Annotated in this window: 18 protein-coding genes and 3 pseudogenes; 7 read left to right on the forward strand and 14 right to left on the reverse strand. The window is 71.1% G+C overall.

The features are described 5' to 3' along the window. The 7 genes and pseudogenes from ACOBQB_RS04585 to ACOBQB_RS04615 all read right to left on the reverse strand — a co-directional run bounded on the left by ACOBQB_RS04585 (window position 1) and on the right by ACOBQB_RS04615 (window position 5,245). Entirely contained in the window at window positions 1–1,806 is a 1,806-nt protein-coding gene (locus tag ACOBQB_RS04585; RefSeq protein ID WP_423588965.1) for a trypsin-like peptidase domain-containing protein, read from the reverse strand. Window positions 1,807–1,814: 8 nt separating this feature from the next. Beyond that, window positions 1,815–2,246, reverse strand: coding sequence for a CU044_2847 family protein (locus ACOBQB_RS04590; protein ID WP_423588967.1), 432 nt, complete (start codon window positions 2,244–2,246; stop codon window positions 1,815–1,817). 50 nt (window positions 2,247–2,296) lie between these two features. Then, a complete protein-coding gene (locus ACOBQB_RS04595) occupies window positions 2,297–2,863 on the reverse strand; it encodes a WD40 repeat domain-containing protein (RefSeq protein ID WP_423590396.1) in 567 nt (188 codons plus the stop codon). Next, window positions 2,776–2,994: pseudogene (locus ACOBQB_RS04600) on the reverse strand (hypothetical protein); the annotation flags it as partial. The pseudogene ACOBQB_RS04600 and the gene ACOBQB_RS04595, both read right to left, overlap by 88 nt. A gap of 77 nt (window positions 2,995–3,071) precedes the next feature. Continuing rightward, window positions 3,072–3,914 (reverse strand): class I SAM-dependent methyltransferase, encoded by an 843-nt coding sequence (locus tag ACOBQB_RS04605; protein ID WP_423588968.1) that lies wholly within the window; start codon window positions 3,912–3,914, stop codon window positions 3,072–3,074. 277 nt (window positions 3,915–4,191) lie between these two features. Beyond that, window positions 4,192–4,931 (reverse strand): annotated as a pseudogene (locus tag ACOBQB_RS04610) (class I SAM-dependent methyltransferase). 8 nt (window positions 4,932–4,939) lie between these two features. Beyond that, window positions 4,940–5,245 carry a 4a-hydroxytetrahydrobiopterin dehydratase gene (locus ACOBQB_RS04615; protein WP_423588970.1) on the reverse strand — a complete coding sequence of 102 codons (306 nt, stop codon included), beginning with the start codon at window positions 5,243–5,245 and terminating at the stop codon, window positions 4,940–4,942. Between the two features lie 81 nt (window positions 5,246–5,326). Between ACOBQB_RS04615 and ACOBQB_RS04620 the strand changes: the two genes are divergently transcribed. Next, window positions 5,327–6,196, forward strand: a complete 870-nt coding sequence (locus ACOBQB_RS04620) for a helix-turn-helix domain-containing protein (protein ID WP_423588971.1) — start codon at window positions 5,327–5,329, stop codon at window positions 6,194–6,196. A 53-nt stretch (window positions 6,197–6,249) separates the two neighbouring features. Here ACOBQB_RS04620 and ACOBQB_RS04625 read toward each other — a convergent pair whose 3' ends face one another. Then, window positions 6,250–6,672, reverse strand: a complete 423-nt coding sequence (locus ACOBQB_RS04625) for a hypothetical protein (protein WP_423588973.1) — start codon at window positions 6,670–6,672, stop codon at window positions 6,250–6,252. 249 nt (window positions 6,673–6,921) lie between these two features. On the opposite strand from ACOBQB_RS04625, the gene ACOBQB_RS04630 reads away from it, so the two are divergent. From ACOBQB_RS04630 to narI, 4 genes are read left to right on the forward strand one after another with little or no spacing between them, the layout of a single operon-like run. Then, entirely contained in the window at window positions 6,922–10,605 is a 3,684-nt protein-coding gene (locus tag ACOBQB_RS04630; protein WP_423588975.1) for a nitrate reductase subunit alpha, read from the forward strand. Next, on the forward strand, window positions 10,605–12,242 hold the full coding sequence (gene narH, locus ACOBQB_RS04635) for a nitrate reductase subunit beta (RefSeq protein ID WP_423588976.1): 1,638 nt from the start codon (window positions 10,605–10,607) through the stop codon (window positions 12,240–12,242). Before ACOBQB_RS04630 ends, narH begins: the two co-directional genes overlap by 1 nt. After that, complete coding sequence (gene narJ / locus ACOBQB_RS04640; protein WP_423588978.1) at window positions 12,235–12,861, forward strand: nitrate reductase molybdenum cofactor assembly chaperone; 627 nt, start codon at window positions 12,235–12,237, stop codon at window positions 12,859–12,861. The genes narH and narJ overlap by 8 nt, the downstream gene beginning before the upstream one ends. After that, window positions 12,861–13,583 (forward strand): respiratory nitrate reductase subunit gamma, encoded by a 723-nt coding sequence (gene narI / locus ACOBQB_RS04645; protein WP_423588979.1) that lies wholly within the window; start codon window positions 12,861–12,863, stop codon window positions 13,581–13,583. Before narJ ends, narI begins: the two co-directional genes overlap by 1 nt. Here narI and dnaK read toward each other — a convergent pair. Both dnaK and ACOBQB_RS04655 read right to left on the reverse strand, forming a co-directional pair. After that, window positions 13,580–15,457 (reverse strand): molecular chaperone DnaK, encoded by a 1,878-nt coding sequence (gene dnaK / locus ACOBQB_RS04650; RefSeq protein WP_423588981.1) that lies wholly within the window; start codon window positions 15,455–15,457, stop codon window positions 13,580–13,582. The two genes, narI and dnaK, sit on opposite strands and share 4 nt — an antisense overlap. A 156-nt stretch (window positions 15,458–15,613) precedes the next feature. Further along, window positions 15,614–16,039 (reverse strand): OsmC family protein, encoded by a 426-nt coding sequence (locus tag ACOBQB_RS04655; RefSeq protein WP_423588983.1) that lies wholly within the window; start codon window positions 16,037–16,039, stop codon window positions 15,614–15,616. Between the two features lie 213 nt (window positions 16,040–16,252). Here ACOBQB_RS04655 and ACOBQB_RS04660 point away from each other — a divergent pair, with 213 nt between their 5' ends. Beyond that, window positions 16,253–16,531 carry a DUF4190 domain-containing protein gene (locus ACOBQB_RS04660; RefSeq protein WP_423588984.1) on the forward strand — a complete coding sequence of 93 codons (279 nt, stop codon included), beginning with the start codon at window positions 16,253–16,255 and terminating at the stop codon, window positions 16,529–16,531. Between the two features lie 91 nt (window positions 16,532–16,622). Here ACOBQB_RS04660 and ACOBQB_RS04665 read toward each other — a convergent pair whose 3' ends face one another. The 4 genes and pseudogenes from ACOBQB_RS04665 to ACOBQB_RS04680 all read right to left on the reverse strand — a co-directional run bounded on the left by ACOBQB_RS04665 (window position 16,623) and on the right by ACOBQB_RS04680 (window position 22,314). Then, the gene (locus ACOBQB_RS04665) at window positions 16,623–17,846 is read right to left on the reverse strand and encodes a polyprenol monophosphomannose synthase (protein WP_423588986.1); all 1,224 of its coding nucleotides are present in this window, start codon (window positions 17,844–17,846) and stop codon (window positions 16,623–16,625) included. 64 nt (window positions 17,847–17,910) lie between these two features. After that, window positions 17,911–19,140: pseudogene (locus ACOBQB_RS04670) on the reverse strand (glycosyltransferase); the annotation flags it as partial. A gap of 144 nt (window positions 19,141–19,284) precedes the next feature. Further along, window positions 19,285–20,892 (reverse strand): ArnT family glycosyltransferase, encoded by a 1,608-nt coding sequence (locus ACOBQB_RS04675; RefSeq protein WP_423588988.1) that lies wholly within the window; start codon window positions 20,890–20,892, stop codon window positions 19,285–19,287. A gap of 198 nt (window positions 20,893–21,090) precedes the next feature. Continuing rightward, window positions 21,091–22,314: a choice-of-anchor K domain-containing protein gene (locus ACOBQB_RS04680; RefSeq protein ID WP_423588990.1), complete on the reverse strand. Its 1,224-nt coding sequence runs from the start codon at window positions 22,312–22,314 to the stop codon at window positions 21,091–21,093. A 614-nt stretch (window positions 22,315–22,928) separates the two neighbouring features. Between ACOBQB_RS04680 and ACOBQB_RS04685 the strand changes: the two genes are divergently transcribed. Continuing rightward, window positions 22,929–24,032, forward strand: a complete 1,104-nt coding sequence (locus ACOBQB_RS04685; protein WP_423588992.1) for a PucR family transcriptional regulator — start codon at window positions 22,929–22,931, stop codon at window positions 24,030–24,032. Window positions 24,033–24,036 lie beyond the last annotated feature (4 nt).

The raw sequence follows: 24,036 nt of genomic DNA on the forward strand, positions 1-24,036 counted from the left end.
TCAGCCACTTCCCGTGTTCTGCGTACCAGTGATATCTGCCGTCCACGCCATACCCGCCGTGCCCGCCGCACCTGCCGCACCCGCCACCGGGCGTGCCGTGCCTGCCGCCAGTGGTGGGTCCGCCCTGCCCTCGGCGCCGTCCCAGAACAGGGTCAGCCGGTGCCCGCAGTGCTCGGCGTCGCCGTTGTCCGGCGAGCGGGCCTCCTTGCGCAGCCGCATGACCTCGTGGGGCAGCCGGGCCGGGTCCAGCGAGGCCACCGCCTCCGTGATCCGGTCCAGGAACTTCTCGGGCGCGCAGTGCGCGTGGTTCCCCTCGCCGCAGTCGCGACGCCGCCACAGCATGATGGGCACACCGGTGTCGAGCGCCGCGGAGAGCCAGTCGGGGGCCGGTGTCGCGGCATACGCGAGGGCGCACAGCTGTTCGTCGGCGTCGAGCCAGTCGTGGAACTCCTCGTAGCCGTAGGGCAGTCCGCACTCCACGCGCCGGGGGCGGGTCTCACCACGGAGGCAGACGGCGGCCCAGCGGCGCCCGGCCAGGTGGGAGGCGAGGAGCGGCTCCAGGCGGTCCAGGTGGCGGACCACCACCGGCACCGTGCGCATGGGGCGGGGGCGGGCGGCGCCCGGTTCGCGGATCTGCCACTCCTCGAAGGGCTCACTCATCAGGCCCTCAGGGACGACGAACTCCAGCATCCAGTCGAAGCCGTGGACGCCGCCGATCTGTCCGGCGAGCAGCGCCTCGGTCTTCGCGCGCAAGTGCTGACGGCGGACTCTGACGGGCCCCGCCCTGCCAACGGGTACACCGTCGACCACGGTCGACACGGACAGGTCGATGGCGCCGCCGCGGGTCATGGACTGGGCGCGGAACACGACGGAGCCGGTGGGTGGCGCCGCGGGGTGCGTGGTGAGGGCGGCGGGGGCGGCGTCGTCGTACCGCTCGGGCATCCAGCGCCGCAGCCACGGGCCGGCGTCCACACCGCCGTCGCCCGCCCTGCCCAGTTCGTGCAGCAGCCGCGACAGCCGCTCCTCGCCGGTCAGTTCCTCGCCGACGTAGCGGATGGCGTGCCAGGGGGAGCGGAAGGCGGGCAGCGGGCGGCGGAAGGTGGGGAAGGCGCGGCGGACGGTCAGCTCCAGGGTGCCGGGGTCGAGGCGCACGCCGTCGAACAGCGCCCGCAGCTCGCGGCGCGGCGTGTCCGGCAGCCAGTCCAGCGGCAGGAGGTCGTCCAGCTCCTCCCAGTGGCGGCGGATGGTGTCCAGCGGCAGCATCCGGCCGATGTAGCCCTCCTGGTCACCGTCGAGCAGCGCGTCGGTGACGATGCCGACGACGAGGCGGGTGCCCGGGTCGTAGACGGCGGCACCGCTGAACCCCTCGCCGAGCCGCTGGAGATGGGCCTGTTCGACGTCGATCTCCAGCCACTCCTGGCCCAGCAGCCGGTCGGCGCTGGTGCGCAAGGTGACGTGTGTGCCGTCCTTCTCGTGGCCGAACGGAAAGCCCAGGGCGCGCAGTTCGCGGGTGCCCTGCCCTTCGCGCGGGCGCAGGAGGTCAAGGGGCGCGAACGCGCACGGTGATACGCTCACGGGTTTGCCGAGTTCGACGACGGCCAGGTCACCGCGGTCGCCCAGGCACCGCCAGTCCCCGGTCCACGCCACGGCCGCGGGCAGCGCCTCGGCGACACCGGGCAGTGTCACGGAGACCTCTGTCAGCCCTTCGACGACGTGGGCGCAGGTGATGAGCCGCGCGCCGTCGACGAGCACGGCCGCGCCTCTGGGGGTGCCGTCGACCGTGCCGATGCGGGCACGCCAGTGCATGCCCGCCATTATTCGCCTTGCGCGTCTTGTCCCGCGTCTTGTCGGGCGTCTCGTTCCGCTTCTTGCTGTACGTCCTGGCGCACGCCGGGCTGTGCGGGCAGGGCGGCCCGAGGCTCCTGCCGTTCGCGTGACCAGCTGAGCCGGACCGTCAGATGTCCCTCGGTCGACGTCTTGGCGATGACGGCGCCCGCGGCCGCGGTGAGCTTGACGCCGAACTCCAGCTCGATCGCGTCGGGGTCGAGCGCACGCTCCCGGAAGGTCCGCAGCGCGGAGAGCGCGGCGCCACGCACATGTCCGAGGGCCGACTCGAACCGCCCTTCGACCTCATGGATCTCACCGCCGTCGCCGCGCCGCGACACCGATCTGAACCCCGGGTCCCGGGAGTCGACCTCCACCACGACAGGCCCCTCGTCGGACTCCCAGCGCACCAGTTCACTCACTGACCGACTCCGCTCTCCACGCCTCGATCGACACTGCCTGAAAGGTAACGTCAACAGACGTGCTGATACGGGGAGTTCGGCAGATACGTACGCCATTGTTCGCGGGTCGGGCCGCCTCCGGCCCCTCGGCAAGCGATGTCCACCGCCCGCTCCCCCGAGAGGGGGACCCTGCGGACCGCCCGGTACGCGGTCGCGATCAGCAGCTCGTCCCCGGTGAAGCCCAGGGCGAGGACGGCGTCGCCGGTTCCGGGGTACTCGGCGCCGGGCAGGCCGGGCGTGCGCGTCTCCCACACGCGGACGGAACCGTCGGAGGTGCTCGCCGCGAGGTGGCGTCCGTCGGCGGAGAAGGACAGCCCCGAGGCCGGCCGATGTCCACCCGGCCCGTCGGCGGCGGACAGAACGGCGAGGAGTCGGGTCCCTGGGCCGTTCCACAGCGTGAGCCGTCCGTTGTCGTCGCACACGGCGAGGAAGCGGCGGTCCGGGCTGAACGCGCACCGGGCCCCACCATCCGCAGCAGCAGGGTGCGCGCGGTGGCGGCCTCCGCCTCGCCCAGTTGCCCGTAGACCTCCTCGGCGGCGTGCGCGACGACCCCGCTCACCCCTCCGATCGCCTCGCACGCCGCGTCGGTCAGCGCCCTGCCGCTGCGCCGCCGCCACACCTCGCGCAGCGCGTGCGCCATGAGCGGCAGGCCGCCCGGCTCGTCCGCGACCGCGGTGACGATCCGTGCGGTCAAGGTCCGCTCCACCACGAGGCGTTCGGAGGCGGCCGGCCTGACGGCCGCCTCCCGCAGGCGGGACGGGGCGGCGCGCGCGGTGGGCAACAGGGCTACGCCTCTGCCCGGTCCTTGACCGCCACATGCACCGTCTGTGCCGTCAGCAGGAACAGGTCCGGACGGTGGTACAGGCTCTGCGGGTCGTTCTTGTCCAGGAGGCGGTCGAGGGTCGCGAGGTCGTCGGGGGCGAGGCGGTCCTCGCGCGTCTCCCGGCGGCGCGTGAACTCCTCCACGATGTGGGCGCGGGCGTCCTCGGAGAGCGGGGCCGGCAGGTCGAGGAGGAAGGTGCGCGTGGCCGTGTGGCGCAGGCCCGCGTCGGTCAGGAGCGCCGGCCAGTTCTCCGCCGTGTCCTTCGAGTCCGGCAGGCCGGTCCGCATGCCGGCGAACCACTCCTCGTCGGAGGCCTCCAGGCGGGCGAGGAGGCCGGGGCGCCCGAAGCCGATGTCACGCGGGAGGTAGCGGGCGTTCAGGCCGCCCTCCACGAGGGCGAGCGCGCCGCCGGGTGCGAGGCGGTCGGCGAGGGCGGTGAGCGCGGCGCCCTGGTCGCCGACGTGGTGCAGGGACCGGCACAGCCACAGCAGGTCGGCGGTCGGTACGTCGTCGATGGCGTCCGGGAGCGCCGCGCGCACCGTGTCGAAGCGGTCGCTCAGGCCTTCGCGGGCCGCGCGGTCGCGGGCCCGCTCCAGGAGGGGCTCCTCGGGGTCCGCCGCGACGATCCGCGCCTTGGGGAAGGCCTCGGCCAGCAGGAAGGAGACGGCACCGGGACCGCTGCCGACGTCGACAACGACGCCGGGGTCCGGGGTCCACTGGCGCAGCCAGGCCGCCGTCTCGCCGTACATGGGCGCGGCGATGCGCGCGTACCGCTCCAGCATGACGCCCATGGCGGCCCAGTCCATGTCGCGGTCCTCGCCGTGACCATGACCATGACCGTGGCCGTGTCCGTGGCCATGGCCACGGCTGTGTCCGTGGCTCTGGCCACGCCCGTGCCCGTGGCCCGCGTCCTGCCCCTGCCCCTGCCCCTGCTCGTAGTGCCCCATCGCTGTGCCGCCTTCCGGTTCTGCCGTCCTCGTGACGTGACAGGGACCAGCCTGCGCTCGCTTCCCGTTTTGCGACCAGCCGCGTTGCCGTTCCCGCAAAAACAGCGACTACCGGGCAGGGCGTACGAGGGCGCCCTCAACCCCGCTTCCGGAACGCCCGCAGGCCGAACCGTGGGTCCGGGCGCCGCACGTCCTGGTCCGGGAGCGCCGCGAGCCCGGCGGCCAGGCGTGCCGCCAGGGGCCGGCGGGCGGGATCTGCGTGAACCAGCCCCGGTGGAGGTCGTCGACCGTGGAGCGGGGCGAGCGGCCCTGGCCGTGGCCGGTGAACCTGGCGCGGCCCGCGGGCGCCATGCCGTGCTCGGCGGCGTACACCTCGACGGCCGCCGCGCGGTCGACGGCGGGGCGCACGGGACGCGGGGCGAGCACGGCGTCGATATCGCTGCCCACGTCGTGCGAGGCGGCCTTGTCGACGGTGGTGACGTACACCCCGCCGGGCCGCAGTACCCGCGCGCATTCGCCGACGACCGTCGACGTCTCCTCGGGGCCGGACATCAGGTGCAGCAGCCACACCGTGCTGACGGCGTCGAACGCTCCGTCGGGGAACGGCAGTCGGCGGCTGTCGCCGAGCACGACGGCGCCCGGCACCCGGTCCGCCGCCATGCGGACCATGCGGTGTGCCGCGTCCACACCCGTCACCCGCAGGCCGTCGCGGGCGGCCAGGCGCCGGGTGACGAGGCCCGTGCCGCAGGCGACGTCGAGCAGGGCGCGGGCATCGGAGGGGATGAGGCCGAGGACGGCGGCCGCCGCGGCCGCCGCGCGGGGTTCGCCGCCGCGTGAGGCGTCGTAGCGGTCGGCCTCCTTGCTGTAGTCCAGCATGGCGGCGCTCACTGGATGCCGTGAGCGGGCGCCAACTGCTCGACGCGGCGCGCGAGTTCGAAGTCGAGGTCGGTGAGCGCGCCGCCCGCGCTGTGCGTGTGCACGGCCAGCGTCACGGTGTTGTAGCCGAGCGTCAGGTCGCAGTGGTGGTCGAGCTCGTCCTGCGTCCGCGCGATGTGCACGACCAGGCCGGTCGCCGCGAAGTGCGAACCGAGCCGGTACGACCGGGTGAGCTTGCCGCCGTCGAGGGACCAGCCGGGGAGTTCGGCGAGACGGTCCTCGATCTCCTTCTGCGAGAGCGGTTCGGAGGTCATGGTCAGGGCTCCTTCCACGGAATCACCTCACCTTGCCACAACCCGTTTCGATTCCCGTCCAAGGATGACTACCGTCTAGGGATGACAACCGCCGCGCCCGCCAAGGGGAACACCAAAGGCAAGGCCAAGCACAAGGGCAGGGAAAAGGACAACACCAAGGGGAACGCCACGGGCGTGGGCCCGCTGCTGCGCGGCTGGCGCGAGCGGCGCCGGGTCAGCCAGCTGGAGCTGGCCCTGCGCGCGGACTCCTCCGCCCGGCACATCAGTTTCATCGAGACGGGCAGGTCACGCCCGAGCGAGGAGCTGGTGCTGCGCCTCGCCGACCACCTCGACGTGCCGGTGCGGGACCGCAACTCCCTCCTCCTCGCCGCTGGTTACGCGCCGCGCTTTCGCGAGACCCCGCTGGCGGACCCCTCGATGGGCACACTGCGTGCGAGCCTCGAACAGCTCCTGACCGGCTACGAGCCCTATCCGGCGCTGGTCGTCGACGCGACGTACGACGTGATCGCGGCCAACCGCGGCATCGCGATGTTCCTCGAAGGCGTCCCGGAACACGTCCTCACGCCGCCGCTGAACGCCATGCGGCTCACCCTCCACCCCGAGGGCCTCGCCCCGAAGGTCCGCAATCTGCGGGAGTGGCGCGGCCATCTGCTGCACCAGATGGAGCGGCAGATCGCGTTGCAGCGCTCGGACGGTCTGCGGGCGGTGTACGAGGAGGTGGCCGCCTATCCGGTGGCGGATCCGGGGGCGGACGCCTTCGACGCGGGGACGGAGGTGCCGTATTTCGCGCTGCCCCTGCGGATCGAGCACGACGGGCATGTCCTGTCCTTCATCTCGTCGATCTCGACGTTCAACACCCCGATGGACGTGACGGTCGCCGAGCTGGCCATCGAGACGCTGCTCCCGGCCGACCCGGCGACCGCCAAGTACCTCCAGACCCGCATGGCCTAGCGGCCTGACCCCGGCGGCCGGGAGCCTCGGGGGCGTCCCGGCCGCCGGGTGGTTCAGGCCCGCGGTGCCCGCAGCGCCGCGTACTGCAGCGCGGCGAAGCCGCCGACGGTGAGGGCCTGGAGCGGGATCCAGACGGCGCCGGCCGTGCTGGGCGAGAGCCAGACGACGAGGGCGATGACGCTGAGGAGCGCCCAGGCGGCGTTGCCCTCGATGACCGCGCGCACGCCGAGCGTCGGCGGGCTCTTGCGGGAGGCGAGGTAGCCGACGCCCGCGCCGTAGAGGGTGAGGAAGACGCCGAGGCCGAGGAGCAGACCCGAGTCGACGCCGAGGAAGCGTCCGAGGGGCCCTGAGGCGGCGACGTACGCGAGACCGTTGCCTGCGGTCACGACCGCGTCCAGGCCGAGGAAGCGGCGCAGCATGGTGGTCGGGTCGGTGGTGCGGGCCAGGGTGGTGAGGGGGTAGGTCGACACGGACATGGCGGGTGCCTCCAGGCGGCGGGGCGGGCGGGCATCGGTGGGCGGATCAGGGGCCGCGGTGCGCGGCCCGTGCCGTTGACACCACTGTGTCGCCCCCGCGCCGCCCGGTCGATTACGTCCCAGGTAATGCCGCCCGCGGTCCCGGGCGATGCGCGCTCCCGGCCCCGCAACCCATACGGCGGCGGCCGAAGGGTGCCCCGCCGCCCCCGCCCCTAGGTTCGTTGAAAGGCAGACCTAGGGAGCTCCACGGTGACAGAGACGACCGAGCCCGCCGCCGCCCTGCTGCGGGCGGGGAAGTTCTTCCGGCGCGGCACCACCGCCCCCGACCTGCACAGCGTCGCGCTGACCGGCGGCCGCGACGCGGACGCCTTCTACCGGGACCGCTGGAGCCACGACAAGGTCGTGAACTCCACGCACGGCGTGAACTGCACCGGCTCGTGCCGTTGGAAGGTGTACGTCAAGGACGGCATCATCACGTGGGAGTCGCAGGCGACGGACTACCCGAGCGTCGGCTCCGACCGCCCCGAGTACGAGCCGCGCGGCTGCCCCCGGGGCGCCGCGTTCTCCTGGTACACGTACTCCCCCACCCGGGTCCGCTACCCCTACCTGCGCGGCGTCCTGCTGGAGATGTACCGGGAGGCGAAGGCGCGCCTGAGGGACCCGGTGCTGGCCTGGGCAGACATCCAGGATGATCCCGAGCGCCGCCGCCGGTACCAACAGGCGCGCGGCAAGGGCGGGTTGGTGCGGGCGAGCTGGGACGAGGCGGTTGAGATCATCGCGGCCGCGCACGTCCACACGATCAAGACGCACGGCCCGGACCGCGTCGCCGGTTTCTCGCCCATTCCCGCGATGTCGATGGTGTCGCATGCGGCGGGGGCCCGTTTCATGGGGCTGATCGGCGCGCCGATGCTCTCCTTCTACGACTGGTACGCGGATCTTCCGGTCGCCTCGCCGCAGGTGTTCGGCGACCAGACGGACGTACCGGAGTCGGGTGACTGGTGGGACGCCGCGTATCTGATGATGTGGGGTTCCAATGTGCCGGTGACGCGGACGCCCGACGCGCACTGGATGGCCGAGGCCCGCTATCGGGGGCAGAAGGTCGTGGTCGTCGCGCCCGACTACGCCGACAACGCGAAGTTCGCCGACGAGTGGCTGCACCCGCACCCGGGCACGGACGGCGCGCTCGCCATCGCCATGGGGCACGTCGTCCTGAGGGAGTTCTTCGTCGACCGGCCGACGGACTTCTTCACCGAGTACGTGCGGACCTTCACCGACCTGCCCTTCCTGATGACGCTGACCGAGCGTGACGGCGCGTATGTGCCCGCGAAGTTCCTGCGCGCCAGCGACCTCGGCGAGGAGGGTGAGGGCGGTGACTGGAAGACGGCGGTGCTCGACGAGAACACGGGTCGCCCCGCCGTGCCGAACGGTTCACTCGGCTTCCGCTGGACGGAGTCCGGCAAGGGCCGGTGGAATCTGGAGCTGGGCGACATCAAGCCGCTCCTGTCGCTGCACGGCTCGCCGGTCGCGGCGGGCGTCGAGGTGCTGCTGCCGCGCTTCGACACGGAAGGCGGCGCCCACGGTCAGGGGCGCGGGGAGGTGATGCGGCGCGGGGTGCCCGCGACGCGGCTCGGCGGGCAGGACGGGCCGCTGGTCACCACCGTCTTCGACCTGCTCCTCGCGCAGTACGGCGTCGGGCGCGAGGGGCTGCCGGGCGCGTGGCCCTCCTCGTACGACGACGCGGACGCGCCCGGTACGCCGGCCTGGCAGGAGGCGCACACCTCCGTGCCCGCCGCCAAGTGCGTGAAGATCGCTCGGGAGTTCGCCGCGACGGCGGAGAAGTCGCGCGGGCGCTGCATGATCCTGATGGGCGCGGGCACCAACCACTGGTTCCACTCCGAGACGATCTACCGCGCCTTCCTCGCACTGCTTCAGCTGACGGGTTGTCAGGGCCGGAACGGGGGTGGCTGGGCGCACTATGTCGGGCAGGAGAAGTGCCGCCCGGTGACCGGTTGGGCGACGCTGGCGGGCGGCATCGACTGGAGCAGGCCGCCGCGGCAGATGATCGGTACCGCGTACTGGTTCCTCAACACCGACCAGTGGCGTTACGACAAGTTCGCCGCGGACGTGCTCGCCTCGCCGCTGGGCGAGGGCCGCTTCGCGGGGATGACGGGGGCCGACTGCCTGGCCCTGTCGGCGCGTTCCGGGTGGATGCCGTCGTACCCCACGTTCGACCGCAATCCTCTCGACCTCGCGGAGACGACGGGCGATCCGGTGGCGAACGTCGTCGACGAACTGAAGGCGGGCACCCTCAAGTTCGCCTGCGAGGACCCGGACGCCCCGGAGAACTGGCCACGTGTGCTGACCCTGTGGCGCGCCAACCTCCTCGGTTCGTCCGCGAAGGGCGCCGAGTACTTCACGAAGCATCTGCTGGGCACGCATTCATCGCTGCGCGCCGAGGAAGCGACACCGAACGAGCGGCCCTCGACAGTCACTTGGCGTGATGAGGCCCCGGAGGGAAAGCTCGATCTGCTCGTCTCCCTCGACTTCCGCCAGACGTCCTCCACACTGCTCTCGGACGTCGTGCTGCCCGCCGCGACCTGGTACGAGAAGCACGACCTGTCGACCACCGACATGCACCCCTACGTGCACTCCTTCACCCCGGCGGTCGACCCGCCCTGGCAGGCGCGCACCGACTTCGACACGTTCCGGGAGATCGCCGAGCGGCTGAGCGAGCTCGCCGTGGACCACCTCGGCGTCCGCAGGGACCTCGTCGCCACCGCGCTCCAGCACGACACTCCGGGTGAGACGGCGCAGCCCGGCGGGGTCGTCCTGGACTGGCGCAAGGGCGAGTGCGAGCCGGTCCCTGGGCGGACCATGCCGAACCTCGCGGTCGTGGAGCGCGACTACACGGCGATCGGCGCGAAGTTCGCCGCGCTCGGACCGCTCGTGGAGCGGCTGGGCCTGCCCGCCAAGGGCATCGCCCTGCACCCCGACCGGGAGGTCGAGGAGCTCAAGGAACGCAACGGCGTGGTGCTCGGCGGGCCCGCCGACGGCCGCCCCGCCCTGAACACCGCCGTGAAGGCGGCCAACGCCATCCTCGCGCTGTCCGGCACGACGAACGGGCGCCTGGCCACGCAGGGCTTCCACACCCTGGAGGAGCGCACCGGCCAGGAGATGGCGCACCTGGCCGCCGAGCACGAGGGCAAGCGCATCACGTACGCCGACACGCAGGCCGCGCCCGTGCCGGTGATCACCTCACCGGAGTGGAGCGGCAGCGAGTCGGGCGGGCGCCGCTACACCGCGTTCACCCTCAACACGGAGCACCTGAAGCCGTGGCACACCCTCACCGGGCGCCAGCACTTCTTCCTCGACCACGACTGGATGCACGAGCTGGGCGAGGCGCTGCCCGTCTACCGGCCGCCCCTGGACATGAACCGCCTCTTCGGGGAACCGCGCCTCGGACCGGACGGCGAGCGGGAGGTGACGGTGCGTTACCTCACGCCGCACAACAAGTGGTCGATCCACTCCGAGTACCAGGACAACCTGTTCATGCTGTCGCTCTCCCGCGGCGGGCAGTGTGTCTGGATGGCGCCGCAGGACGCGGACGCGATCGGCGTACGGGACAACGACTGGATCGAGGCGGTCAACCGCAACGGCGTCGTCGTGGCGCGCGCGATCGTCTCGCACCGCATGCCGGCCGGCACGGTCTACATGCACCACGCGCAGGAACGCACGGTGAACGTGCCGAAGACGGAGACCACCGGCAGGCGCGGCGGCATCCACAACTCCCTGACCCGCCTCATCCTCAAGCCGTCCCATCTCATCGGGGGCTACGCGCAGTTGTCGTGGGCGTTCAACTACCTCGGTCCGACGGGGAACCAGCGCGACGAGGTCACCGTCATCCGCCGCCGCGCCCAGGAGGTGACGTACTGATGCGCGTCATGGCACAGATCGCGATGGTCATGAACCTCGACAAGTGCATCGGCTGTCACACGTGTTCGGTCACGTGCAAGCAGGCCTGGACCAACCGCGACGGCATGGAGTACGTCTGGTTCAACAACGTCGAGACCCGCCCCGGCCAGGGCTATCCGCGCCGCTACGAGGACCAGGAGAAGTGGCGCGGCGGCTGGGAGCTGAACAGGCGCGGCGCCCTGAAGCTCAAGAACGGCGGCCGGATCAAGTCGCTCCTGGAGATCTTCTCCAATCCCGAACTGCCCGAGATCAAAGACTACTACGAGCCCTGGACGTACGAGTACCGCAACCTCACCGACGCCCCGCTGGGCGACGACTACCCGGTCGCCGAGCCGCGCTCCCTGATCTCCGGCAAGCCGATGAAGATCGAGTGGTCGTCGAACTGGGACGACAACCTCGGCGGCACCACCGAGCACGGCCACCTGGACCCGATGGTCGCCAAGACACGCCAACAGGCCTCGGACAAGGTGAAGTTCGCCTTCGAGCAAACCTTCATGTTCTATCTGCCGCGCATCTGCGAGCACTGCCTGAACCCGTCGTGCGTCGCGTCCTGCCCGTCGGGTGCGATGTACAAGCGCGCGGAGGACGGCATCGTCCTCGTCGACCAGGACCACTGCCGGGGCTGGCGCAAGTGCGTGACCGGCTGCCCGTACAAGAAGGTCTACTTCAACCACCGCACCGGCAAGGCCGAGAAGTGCACGCTGTGCTACCCGCGCGTCGAGGTGGGCCTGCCCACCGTCTGCTCGGAGACGTGCGTGGGCCGCCTGCGCTACCTCGGGGTGATCCTGTACGACGCCGACAAGGTGACGGCGGCGGCCTCCGAGCCAGATGAACACAGGTTGTACCAGGCCCAGTTGGACGTCTTCCTGGACCCCGCCGACCCAGCGGTGCGCCGCGCGGCCGAGCGGGCCGGGATCTCCCACGACTGGATCGAGGCGGCACGCCGCTCCCCCGTGCACGCCCTCATCAGCACGTACAAGGTGGCGCTCCCGCTGCACCCGGAGTACCGCACCATGCCGATGGTCTGGTACATCCCGCCGCTGTCGCCGGTGGTGGACGCGCTGACGGAGACCGGCCACGACGGCGAGGACGCGGCGAACCTCTTCGGCGCCATCGACACCCTGCGCATCCCCCTGGAATACCTCGCGGAGATCTTCACCGCCGGGGACGTCGGCCCGGTGCGGTCCAGCCTGGAGAAGCTGGCCGCCATGCGGGCGCACATGCGGGCCATCAACCTCGGCGACACGCCGGACGGTGACGTGGCGCGCTCGGTCGGGATGTCCGGTCCGCAGATCGAGGAGATGTACCGCCTGCTGGCCATCGCCAAGTACGAGGACCGGTACGTCATCCCGACCGCCGCGATCGGCGACGCGCGGCGCCTGGAGGAGTCGGCGGTCCCCGACACGTGCAGCCTCGATCACCAGGACGGTCCGGGAATGGGCGGCGACGGCCCGTTCGGCCAAGACTCAGGCAGCCGCCGGAACCTGCCGCTGGTCACCCTGGAGAACTTCCACGCGCTGCGGGCCCGGCAGACCGCCGACGAGCAGCCGAGCGCGGTCGAGAAGGCCGACGCGGCCAAGGAGGACGACAGTGACTGAGCACGCGGTGCTCTACCAGGCCGCGGCGCTCTGCCTCGGCTACCCGGACGACGAGTTCCACGAACGGCTGCCCCTGCTGCGCGCCGCCGCTCCCCCGCGGCTCGGCGGCTTCCTGACGTACGCCACCACCACCGATCCCCAGGAGCTGGCGGCGCACTACGTGCAGGTCTTCGACTTCAAGAACCGGCACAGCCTGTACCTGAGCTGGTGGCGGGAGGGCGACACCCGGCGGCGCGGCATGGCCCTGGTCCGCTTCAAGGAGGTCTACCGCGCGCACGGCCTGGAGTTCTCCGGCGAGGAGCTGCCGGACTTCCTCCCCGCGGTCCTGGAGTTCTCCGCGCTGGCGGGGCCCGAGCTGCTGCTGGAGCACCGCAGCGGCCTGGAGCTGCTGCGGCTCGCGCTGAGCGAGCACGGCACGCCGTACGCGGGCGTGCTGGAGGCGGTGTGCGCGAGCCTGCCGGGCCCGACCCCCAAGGACCGTGCCGAGGCGCTCGCACTGGCCCGTTCGGGGCCGCCGCGCGAGGAAGTGGGCATCCAGCCCTTCGCAGGCCTCGCACCCTTCGCACCACCCTCCGCGCCGCCCTTCGCACCACCCTCCGCACTCATCGGGGAGCACTGATGGCAACGCTGCTGTGGGGCGCCCTTCCCTACATCGCCTTCGTCCTGCTCGTCGCGGGCACCATCTGGCGCTACCGCTACGACAAGTTCGGCTGGACAACCCGCTCCTCGCAGGTCTACGAGTCCAAGCTGCTGAACATCGCCTCGCCGATGTTCCACTACGGCATCCTCTTCGTGCTCGTCGGCCACCTGGTGGGCCTGTTCGTGCCCGAGTCGTGGACGGACAAGGTGGGCCTCAGCGAGCACACGTACCACCTGTTCTCGCTGTACGGCGGCACCGCGGCCGGGATCCTGCTCGTCCTCGGCATCCTGCTGCTGCTCTACCGGCGGCGGACCAACACGCCGGTGTTCCGGGCGACGACCGCGAACGACAAGTTCATGTACCTGGTGCTGTTCGCGGCGATCGTGCTCGGCATGGTGGCCAAACTCCTGCACACCTCCGGCGACGGCTACAACTACCGTGTGTCCATCGCCCCTTGGGCCCGCAGCCTGTTCACGCTCCGGCCCGACATCGACGCGATGACGGGCGTACCCCTGATGTACGAGATCCACGCGGTGGTCGGCATGGTCCTGCTCGCCCTGGTGCCGTTCACCCGCCTGATCCACATGTTCAGCGCGCCGCTCCAGTACCTCTTCCGGCCCTACGTGGTCTACCGCTCCCGGGACCCGGAGCGGATCGGGGCGCGGCCGGAGCGGCGCGGCTGGGAACGGACGGAGTCCTAGGGCTCCTGGGGCGTCTTGCCCTGCCCCTCCTTGCCGTTGTCGTCATCCACGATCTCGGCATCCACCACGCCTTCCTCGGTGGGTGACTCCGTGGCCGTCTGCTGCTCCTGGGTGCCGCCGCCGGAGGCCGCGTACATCGCCTGGCCCATCTTCTGGCTGACGGCCGCCAGCTTCTCGGTGCCGCTGCGCAGGGCGGCGGTGTCGTCGGGCCGGTCGTTGAGGAGGGTCTTCAACTCGCTGACAGAGGCCGCCACTTCGTTCTGGGTGTCCGCGGGCACCTTGTCGCCGCTGTCCCGCAGGAACCGCTCCGTCTGGTGGACGAGCTGCTCGGCCTGGTTGCGGGTCTCGGCCGCCTCGCGCCGCCTGCGGTCCTCCTCCGCGTGCTGCTCGGCCTCGCGGACCATGCGGTCGATGTCGTCCTTGGGCAGCGCGGAGCCGCCGGTGACCGTCATGCGCTGCTCGCGGCCGGTCGCCTCGTCCTTCGCCGAGACGTGCATGATGCCGTTGGCGTCGATGTCGAAGGTGACCTCGATCTTGGGCACCCCGCGCGGGGCGGGCGGCAGCCCCGTCAGGTCGAAGACGCCGAGCTTCTTGTTGTACGCGGCGATCTCCCGCTCGCCCTGGAAGACCTGGATGCCGACCGAGGGCTGGTTGTCCTCGGCGGTGGAGAACGTCTCCGAACGCCGGGTGGGAATCGTGGTGTTGCGCTCGATCAGCTTGGTCATGATGCCGCCCTTGGTCTCGATGCCGAGGGAGAGCGGGGTCACGTCGAGCAGGAGCACGTCCTTGACGTCGCCGCGGATGACACCGGCCTGGAGGGCCGCGCCGAGCGCCACCACCTCGTCCGGGTTGACGCCCTTGTGGGGATCCTTGCCGGTGAGTTCCCTGACCAGGTCGGTCACCGCGGGCATCCGGGTCGAGCCGCCCACCAGGATCACGTGGTCGATGGCGGACAGCTTGACGCCCGCGTCCTTCACGGCCTGGTGGAAGGGTTCCTTGCAGCGGTCGAGCAGATCGGACGTCAGCTCCTGGAACCGGGCCCGCGTCAGCTTCTCGGCCAGGTGCAGCGGGCCTTCCGAAGAGGCGGTGATGTAAGGGAGGTTGATGTCCGTCTCACTCGACGAGGACAGCTCGATCTTCGCCTTCTCGGCGCCCTCGCGCAGCCGCTGGAGGGCCATCTTGTCCTTGCCGAGGTCCACGCCGTGCGCGTTCTTGAACTGCCGTACCAGGTGCTCGACGATCCGCTGGTCCCAGTCGTCGCCGCCGAGCCGGGTGTCGCCGTTGGTGGCCTTCACCTCGATGACGCCCTCGCCCATCTCCAGGAGCGATACGTCGAAGGTGCCGCCGCCCAGGTCGAAGACGAGGACGGTCTGGTCCCCGCCCTTGTCCAGGCCGTACGCGAGGGCCGCCGCCGTCGGTTCGTTGACGATCCGCAGGACGTCGAGGCCCGCGATCTCGCCGGCCTCCTTGGTGGCCTGGCGCTGGGTGTCGTCGAAGTAGGCGGGGACGGTGACCACCGCGTCGGTGACGTCCTCACCGAGGTAGGACTCGGCGTCGCGCTTGAGCTTCTGCAGGACGCGCGCGGAGAGTTCCTGCGCGGTGTAGCGGGTGCCGTCCACGGAGCCGCTCTCCGGGAAGCGCCAGCCGCCGTCGCCCATATGGCGTTTGACGGAGCGTGCGGTGCGCTCCACGTTCGTGACCGCCTGCCGTTTGGCGACCTCGCCCACCAGGACGTCGCCGTTCTTCGCGAAGGCGACGACCGAGGGAGTGGTGCGCGCGCCCTCCGCGTTGGCGACGACGGTGGGCTCACCGCCCTCCAGTACGGCCACCACCGAGTTCGTCGTCCCGAGATCGATCCCGACCGCTCGTGCCATGGTCCAGTCCCTTCCGCCGCGAGCCCATGTCCCCCGTGTCCAGGCCTACTCCACTCATCTCCCATCACAAAACTTGAGCTGGCCATTGTCAAGGGCCGCATACGACGATGCCGCCACCCCGAGGAGGGGTGACGGCATCGTCCGACCGTCTCTGGGTCAGCCCAGCTTGGCCGTGAGCGTGATGGTCGTACCCGTCAGCGCCTGGCTCACCGGGCAGTTGGCCTTGGCGTCCTCGGCCGCGGCGACGAAGGCGTCCTCGTCGATGCCGGGGACGGTGCCCTCGACCGTGAGGTGGATGCCGGTGATGCCCGTGCCCGGCTGGAAGGTCACGTCGGCCGACGTGGTGAGGCGGCTCGGCGGGGTGCCGGCGCTGGCCAGGCCGTGCGACAGCGCCATGGAGAAGCAGCTGGAGTGGGCGGCGGCGATCAGCTCCTCCGGGCTGGTCTTGCCGTTCGCCTGCTCGGCGCGGGCGGGCCAGGACACCGGCTGCTCCCCGATGCCGGAGGAGTCGAAGGTGACGGTGCCCGAGCCCTCCGTCAGAGAGCCTTCCCAGACCGTGTGCGCGGAGCGCGTGGTTGCCACGATGCAGTTCCCTTCAGTGCGGTTCCGTGATCGGAGTGCGGTTCCGTGATCGGAGATCCGTGGCCACCATCCGATCACACTCGGGGCGGGAATGGGCCGCGGGGCGGCCCCGGCGGAGCGCGTGGTCGCCGCCGCGCGGACTACCCGGCGCGTTCCGGGGCACCCGCAGTCGCGTCACGCAAGGACTGGAACGCGACTCCAAGGAGTGTGGCCATGTCGGCTTACGGAAGTCGGTCAGCGGCGTCTTCTGGTTCCCGTACGAACAGCTTCGCGGTGGCCGGACTCGTCTGCGGCATCGTCGGGCTGTTCGTCCTCAGCATCGTCCTCGGACCGCTCGCGATCATCTTCGGTGCCCTCGCCCTGCGGCAGCGGGCGGGCGGCGGAGGGATGGCGAAGGCGGCCATCATCCTGGGCATCGTCGACGTCGTCCTGTTCGTCGTACTGATGGCGCTCGCCGCGTCGGGCGAGTTCAGCTGGTACGTCGGCGGCTGACGGCCCCCCATCGGCCCGTTGCTCGGCCCGCCCGTCCCCAGCGTGTCGCGGAGAGGGCGGGCCGATCGGTGCGCGCGCGGAAGGTACGTGCTCAGGGGCCCCGGTACAGGAGCCGGTCCAGGAGGAGCAGGCGGGTCAGTACGGAGAGAACCAGCATGACCGCGGTGGCCGGAACCGGCGGCCACCCCGTTCCGGCGATCAGGAGAGCGGTCAGCGGCAGCCGCGCCGCCAAGTCCGCGTTGCTCAGCGCGGCGAAGACCACGAACCTGCCGGAGAGCCGCCGCCACCGGGACCGCCCCACGCCGGACGGTTGGCCCCCGGCGGTCCCCGGACGGGCCCTTTGGGCCACGAGCACCTCCGCGAGCAGGAAGTTCCACAGGATGGCGGCCTGCGTCGCCACGGCCTCGGCGGCCAGGTGGTGCAGCGGTGTCACGGCGGTGAGCAGGGCGAGCAGGCCGAGGTTGGGCAGCAGGCCCGACAGGCCGATGAGTCCCAGGAGGGCGACTCTGGCCGGAACGCCGACGGTGCGCAGTGACAGCAGGTGCCGCAGGAACCGGATCACCGGGAGGCTGGTGGCGCGCAGCAGGAGCAGGTGGCGCAGGAACCGCATCCCTTCGCGCACCCCGCTCTTGGAGCGGCCCGCGTGGCGTTCGGCGAAGGTGTACGGCACTTCGACGACGGCACGCGGCGGCCGGCGAACCGCCAGCTCCAGCAGGATCTTGTAGCCGAGCGGGCGCAGACCGGGGCCCGACGGGTGGCGGGTCAGCATCTCGCGCCGCACGGCGAAGAAGCCGCTCATGGGGTCGGAGATGCCGCGCAGCGCGCGCGGGAAGAGGGCCTTGGCCAGCAGGGTGGAGCCTCGCGAGACGACCGTCCGGTAGCGGTCGGCCAGCCCGGCCCGGCTCCCTCCGCGCGCGTAGCGGCTGGCGACGACGAGGTCGGCTCCCCCGGCCTGGCCGTGCAGCGCGAGGCGGTGGGCGAGTTCGGGCGGGTGCTGGAGGTCGGCGTCCATGACGACGATCCAGGGGGCCGCGGTGCGGCGGATGCCCTCGTGGACGGCTCCGCCAAGACCGCCCTCCGGCCGCTCCCGGTGGTGCACGCGCACCAGCAGACGGCAGCGTGCGGTGGCTTCCTCGATCACCTGCGGCGTACCGTCCGAGGAGTCGTCGACGAACAACACCTCGACAAGAGTGCCGGGCGGGGCGGCGGCGTCCAGGCGGTCGAGCAGCGGGCCGATGTTGTGTGCCTCGTCCCGGGTGGGCACGATCACCGAGATGCCGGGCTGGGTCCGTGGCGACGCGGCGTGGACAGTCATGACTTCTCCTCCTTCTCGGCCGGTCCCGGCTCCGCCGCGGGACGGCTCCCCCACCGGGTGCCTCCAGGTGGGCGCCGCTGTGGGCGGTCAGTTCCCAGTCGGTGCGGTGACGGCACTCGCGCCAGGCCGCCCGGACGGCGGCGTACGCGAGGACGAGGGAGTACAGCGGCAGGCTGCACCAGAGCCACAGGTGATGGACGGGGCGTACCGGTACGCCGTACACGCGTCCGAAATCGTGCAGTGCCGCCGACTCGAACAAGGCGGTGGCGACGAGCAGGAACATCGGCACCCAGGCGGCGAGGGCCACGGCGAGGGGGATGCCGTCGAGCAGCGCGGTGACGAACACCACCGGCATGCACAGTCCGGTGCCCGCCTGGAGGAAGGGAGTGGCGAGGATGTAACGAGCCAGCAGCCTCCTGCGGGCGGTGGACAGATGGCGCCACTCGCCCTTGCGCAGGACTTGGAGGAAGCCCTGGTTCCACCGGGTGCGCTGGCGCAGCAGTGCGCGCAGCGTCCCGGGGGTCTCCTCGCGGGTGACCAGGGCCGGCTCGTAGCCGACGACGACCTTCGCGCCCCGCCGGGAGAGCCGCACCCCCAGCTCGCAGTCCTCGGCCAGGCAGTCGCCGTCCCAGCCGCCCGCCTCGCGCAGCAGCGCCGCGCGGACGAAGACGGTGTTCCCACCGAGGGGGATGAAGCCCTGGCGGGCGTGGACGTGCAGGCGGCTGCGGAACCAGAAGAAGTACTCCAGGCAGTTGCGCAGCGCGTACCAGCTGTCGGCGTGGTTCATCAGCTGGACACCGCCCTGCACGACGTCGGCGCCGTGGACGTGGAACGCGGTGTCGACGTGCCGGAGCAGTCGGGGGTGCACGACGTCCTCGGCGTCGAAGACTCCGATGACCGTGCCCCGGCACACGGGCAGGGCGGTGTTCAGGGCGCGGGGCTTGTTCTTCTCGGCGTGGTGGTCGGTCACCTGCCGCACCCGGTCGGGGTCGGCCGCCGCCAGGCGACGGGCGAGGTCCGTGGTGCCGGGGTCGTCGTCACCCGTGATCACCACGATCTCGAAGTCGGGGTGGTCGCAGGCCAGCAGGGTGCGCACCGTGTGTTCCAGGACCCTCTCCTCGTGCCGCGCCGGCAGCAGGAGGGAGAAGGACTCCCCGCAGGTGTCGGCCGGTTCGGGGAAGGCGGTCTCCTCCGGACGGTGGGGGGTGGCCCACGCGTACAGCATCCACCACAGGGTGAGCGTGGCGGTGACCGTGTGCAGCGCGGCGACGGCCAGGAGGCAGGCGCTCACCATGGCGGGCGTCCCGGCGTCGGTGCGGTCGGCGGGGTCCTGCGGGGCGCCGGCCGATCGGCCGGCCGTCTCCTCGCACGCACCTGGGTTTCCATTCGCGGGGCCTTTCCTTCTCTTGACGTGCTCCGTGGCGGCCGGCGGGTCTGCTCACAGGTCGATGTCCTTCGGAGGTGGCGTACGGCTGCCGCCGGGGTCGTCGTAGGGCCAGATGTCGGTGGAGTGGTCCAGACAGCGGGCCACCTCCGGGAGCACCGGCGGGTCGGTGATGGTCTTGTCGTGCCGTACCGACTCGGGGATGCGGAGCAGGTCGACGTCGTTGTAGTGGGCGACGGGCCTGGCGTGCCGCAGGAGGGTGCGCAGGCCCCGGAGGTCCTTCTCTTTGGAGGAGGCGCGGACCTGGACGGTGGACACGACGTAGTCGATGTCGCGCCAGCCGCGGGGCAGCGAGGCGGCGACGGAGGGGTCCTTGTCGAGCTTGTACGTCCAGATCGCCCCGGCCCCGGGGGTGAAGCCGGTGCCGACGGCTTCCAGCCACAGGATCTCGTCGGTGACCAGCCGCCGCCGGTGCCGGTCCTTCAGATCCATGTTCCGGATCCAGCGGGCCGCCTCCTCGTACTCATGGAGGTGGTCGGCGGTCAGCACTTCCCGTTGTGTGGCGTACCAGTGGGGGGCGAACGGTGCCACCAGGGCGATGAGCAACAGGGCCACGGCCGGCCGCAGGGCGCGCCGCGAGCGGGTGGCCGCGCGCCGACCGGGCCGCAGGAGGCGGTGGCACAGAGCGGCCACAGCGAGGGCGTAGAAGGGGAGGAGCTGGCTGATGTACATCGCGGGCAGGTAGCCGCCCGGACGCAGGGCGAAGGCGGTCAGCGGCGCGACGGCGAGCCCGAGAGGGCGCAGGCGCCGGTCGGCGAGTGCGGCGGCCGCACCCGCGTTGCCGCCGATCAGCAGCACGGCGTCACGGTGCAGCCACAGGTCGGCCAGGGTGTGGGCGGGGGTACCGGGGACGAAGACGGAGCCTGATGTGGGGCGGTCGAACAGCTGCCACCGGATGGTTTCGACCATGGAGACATGGCAGGTGCCGGGGAGCAGTTCGTCGTTGAGGGCGGCGTAGAGGGGCCACACGAGGACCAGCAGGAGGCCGGAGAGGAAAGCGGCCAGGGCGAAGGGCCGGGCCGCTCGCGGGTTGCGGGTCCACAGCGCCCATACGAGGGCCAGGAGCACCGGCAGGCAGGTCTCCTTGGACAGGACCGCGAGGGCGAAGCAGCAGCCGGCGAGGCCGTAGTGGACGAGGTGCCGACGCGGTGAGAGGGCCAGGACCAGGGCCAGGAGGGTCCATACGGTGGCGAACGAGTCCAGGTAGACCTGCCGCTCCAGCGCGATGGCCAGCGGTGAGACGGCGTGGAGGAACATGGCGCCGACGGCCGTGACCCGGGACAGGCCCAGCCGTCGCGCGAGGGGGTACAGAAGCGCGTTCGTGGCGGCCCCGACCGGCAGCATCAGCCACCGCGACCGTTGCAGGTACAGCTCTCCGGACGCGAGGTCGGACGGGAACAGCGTCTGGAGTGCCGCGAGTTGCATCCAGCCGACGGGGGCGTGGTCGTACCAGTAGGTGTAGTGCGACAGGCCTCGGCCGGTGCGCGTCGCCCAGGCCTGAGCGATGTAGGTGCCCTCGTCACCATTGGGGTAGGGGTAGCCGTCGAGGTTCCACGCGCGCAGCACGACCGCCGCCGCGCAGACGACGATCGCTGACGCCATGGCCGTGATACGCCGGGGTGTGGTGCCCGCCGGGGGCGCCGACCGGTCCGGGACAGAAGACAAGGAAAATCCCCTCTGCGTGGATCGACGGCGCGGGGGTGGGGGCCGTCATGGGCGGGGGGGGCGCGACACCTACACGGGCGCGGGCGCGCGGCGTGCGTACCGGACGCCCCGTCAGGCGCCCGGTACGCGCGTTCCTCACTTCACGGTGACCGTGACGTCCGTCGCGCCCAGGTTCCCGAAGTCCCAGTGCACGGTGTACGGGCCCGGGGTGGCGCCGGCGTCCACCGCCGCCTGCGTCCACAGGGGCGCCCCCGCGCCACCGCCCGGAAGGTCGAGGTCGACCTCGGCGGTGAGCACGCGGCCGTCATCGGAGACGGTGCCGGTGAACTTGCGTTCCTTGTTCGCCTTGTTGTTCCACACGGAAATGGTGTTCTGGTCCGAGGTGAACCGGAACGGCCCGTCCTGCGGGAGGCGCACCGTCACCTTCTGCTTGCCGAGCGGCGCGTCACCCATGTTCTGGATGTGGACGTGCGGGTGCGCCTGGCCGGGGGACCTCGCCTCGGTCGGCTGGGGGGTGATCCGGTGACCGTACGGGTAGCGGGACACCTCCCGGCTCTCCTTGTTCCTGAGCGTGGCGATGTCACCGTGGTCGTGCCACACGGGCTGACCGCTGCCGAAGGAGAAGCCGCCGGACTCCGGGTGCCGTTCGTTGGTGTAGACCCGGAACCGCCCGCCCGGCTGGAGCACCGTGCCCTGCGGGAAGGTGAAGTCCTTTCCCGTGCCGTCCGCGTGCAGCACCCAGCCCGACATGTCGGCGGCCTCCGTACCGCGGTTGAGGATCTCCACGTACTCGTCGGACTGGCTGCCGGCCACCGTGCCCTTGGGGTCCACGTGCGTGATCACCACGTCCGGCTTGCCGGGCTTGGTGAACAGGGCGACGACCGCCGCGCTGTTGGAGCTGTTCTCCTTGCTGTCGAACTCCCGGACCACTCGTCCGCCCTGCTTGAACCCGCTGATGACGACCTTGTACTTTTCGCCGTTCACCGTCACGGTCTGCGGGGAGATGAACTTCGGCAGCGACACGATGTCGTTGGGGTGCGGCCCGCTGTTGTCCGTCTCGTTGTGGTGGAACGTGAAGTTGAGGTCACTCGTGGTCCCGTCCTCGAAGCGCACCTGGACCTTCAGGTCGACGTCGAACTCCCGGGTCTCGCCCGAGTCGATGGGGTAGTTCTCGTGCGTGAAGGTGCCCAGGACGAATTCGGTGCCGTCCAGCCGGGCCTCGGTGCGCCCGCCCTCAAATTTGTAGCCGCTCTTCTGCGTGCCCTTTCCCCACCGGACATGGTTGGTGTCCAGGCCCGTGACGCCGGGAGGGCTCGGGTGGACCGCTGTCCACGTTCCCTTGGTTTCGATCATGCTCATTCTGACCGCCTCCGTGATGTGCTGCCCGCCGCGGACCGGGTCCGCCTGATGGCGAGCGTTGCGTGTACGACAGCAACTGGCATTCCCGGACCGGCGGCACACAAAGAAAACAGAGCCGGCCATTGTGCATTCCGGCGGGATAAGTTGTACATCGCGTATAACAGCCAGGAATCCGGCGTACCCGGCCACCATTGGGGAATAGCACCGAAGCAAAAACTCGAAGGCTCCGATGATGCCGCCGCTCGACCGAAAAGAAGGAGGGCGTACACACTGCATTTCGGATACCCGCCGCGACGGGACGCGGATACGCATGGGTCATGGCATGCGGTCATGACATGCGGTCATGACATGCGGTCATGAGATATTACCGGACATCGCCCGAAACTCTCGCGCGCAGAAGAAGAGAGACTGTCCCGCTCGGCATGGAAGTAATCATCCTTCGACGGCATGACGCACTCGCGAGGTGACTCTTTGAACACATTGCACAAAATCGGCCGAGCGGCTTCCCAAATTTTGTGCACTTGGTCGGTTGATGTACGTCGTTGAACGATTTCATGCTGGCGAGTACAGGCAATTGCCCATGTGGGCAGAGCCCCCTGCCTCAAGGAGTGACCGTGCACCGTCCTGCCGACCCGGACCAGCCCCGCGAGACGCCCGCCGCCGCTCCCGCGCTGCCCCCGGCCGCCCGATACCTGCGCCACCACCACGCCGAGAGCCTCACCCGGCAGGCGTTCGACGAGGTGTCACGGGACACCGCCGGCCCGGTGACCGCCGCGACCGTCGCCGACGACATGGCCCTGTGGTTCTCCGTCCTCGCCGGGGAGGTGCCCACGCCCATGCTGGGCGCGGCGTTCAGGGCACGGGCGGCCGCACATGCCATGGCCGGGCTCAGCGCGGAGGACAGCATCGTCCTGCACCACGTATGTGTGGAGATCCTCACCCGCGCCCTGGTGGGCACGTCGTCACCGTCCCGGAGCCGGACGGCACTGGAGACGGACGTGACCACCATGGCCCTGCCCCCACTGCGCGCGGCGACCGCGGCAGTCATGTCCGAGCAGGGCCGGCAGGAGTGCGAGACCCCGCCGCAGCACGGTGCCGCTCCCCCGTCGTCACCCGCCGTACCGCCTCGGTGGTGCCTGGGTGCCATCCAGCCCAGGCACAGCATCAGGGAGGCCCTGCGGCGGTTCCGGGCGGACAACCCGCACGCCGCGGTCATCACTGCGGGCACTCAGGTGACCGTCTTCACCCACCACCCGCCGGGCGCGCCCGAGGTGCTCGCCCCCTACGCGCTCGTCCCCGTAGAGAACGGCGACACCGCCGGAGCCGCGCGCCGCGCCGCTCTCGCCGCCGTGATCGCCCGCCACTATCGGCGGTCCCTCACCGCCGAACACGTACTGCCCCTCGTTGCCGCGCTGGACCTCACCGCGAGGGAACGCGACGCCTTCGTCACCGCGTGCCTGGGTCCGCTGCACACCTGTGACCGCCACCGGTACCTGCTCGACACCCTGGCCGCGTACCTCGCACACAACCTCAGCACCACCGCCGCCGCCCGGAGCCTGTACATCCACCGGCACACCCTCGCCTACCGGCTGCGCTCCATCCAGGAACTCACCGGCCTCGACCTGTATCAGCCCTTCGACCGGCTCCAGGCCGAACTCGCCCTCATCTTCAGCCGGGCCGAGCCCGTGCGGGCACTTCCCCGGCAGCGCACCGCCTGACCGG

The sequence above is a fragment of the Streptomyces sp. G5(2025) genome, from assembly GCF_049542075.1.
Taxonomy (GTDB): domain Bacteria; phylum Actinomycetota; class Actinomycetes; order Streptomycetales; family Streptomycetaceae; genus Streptomyces.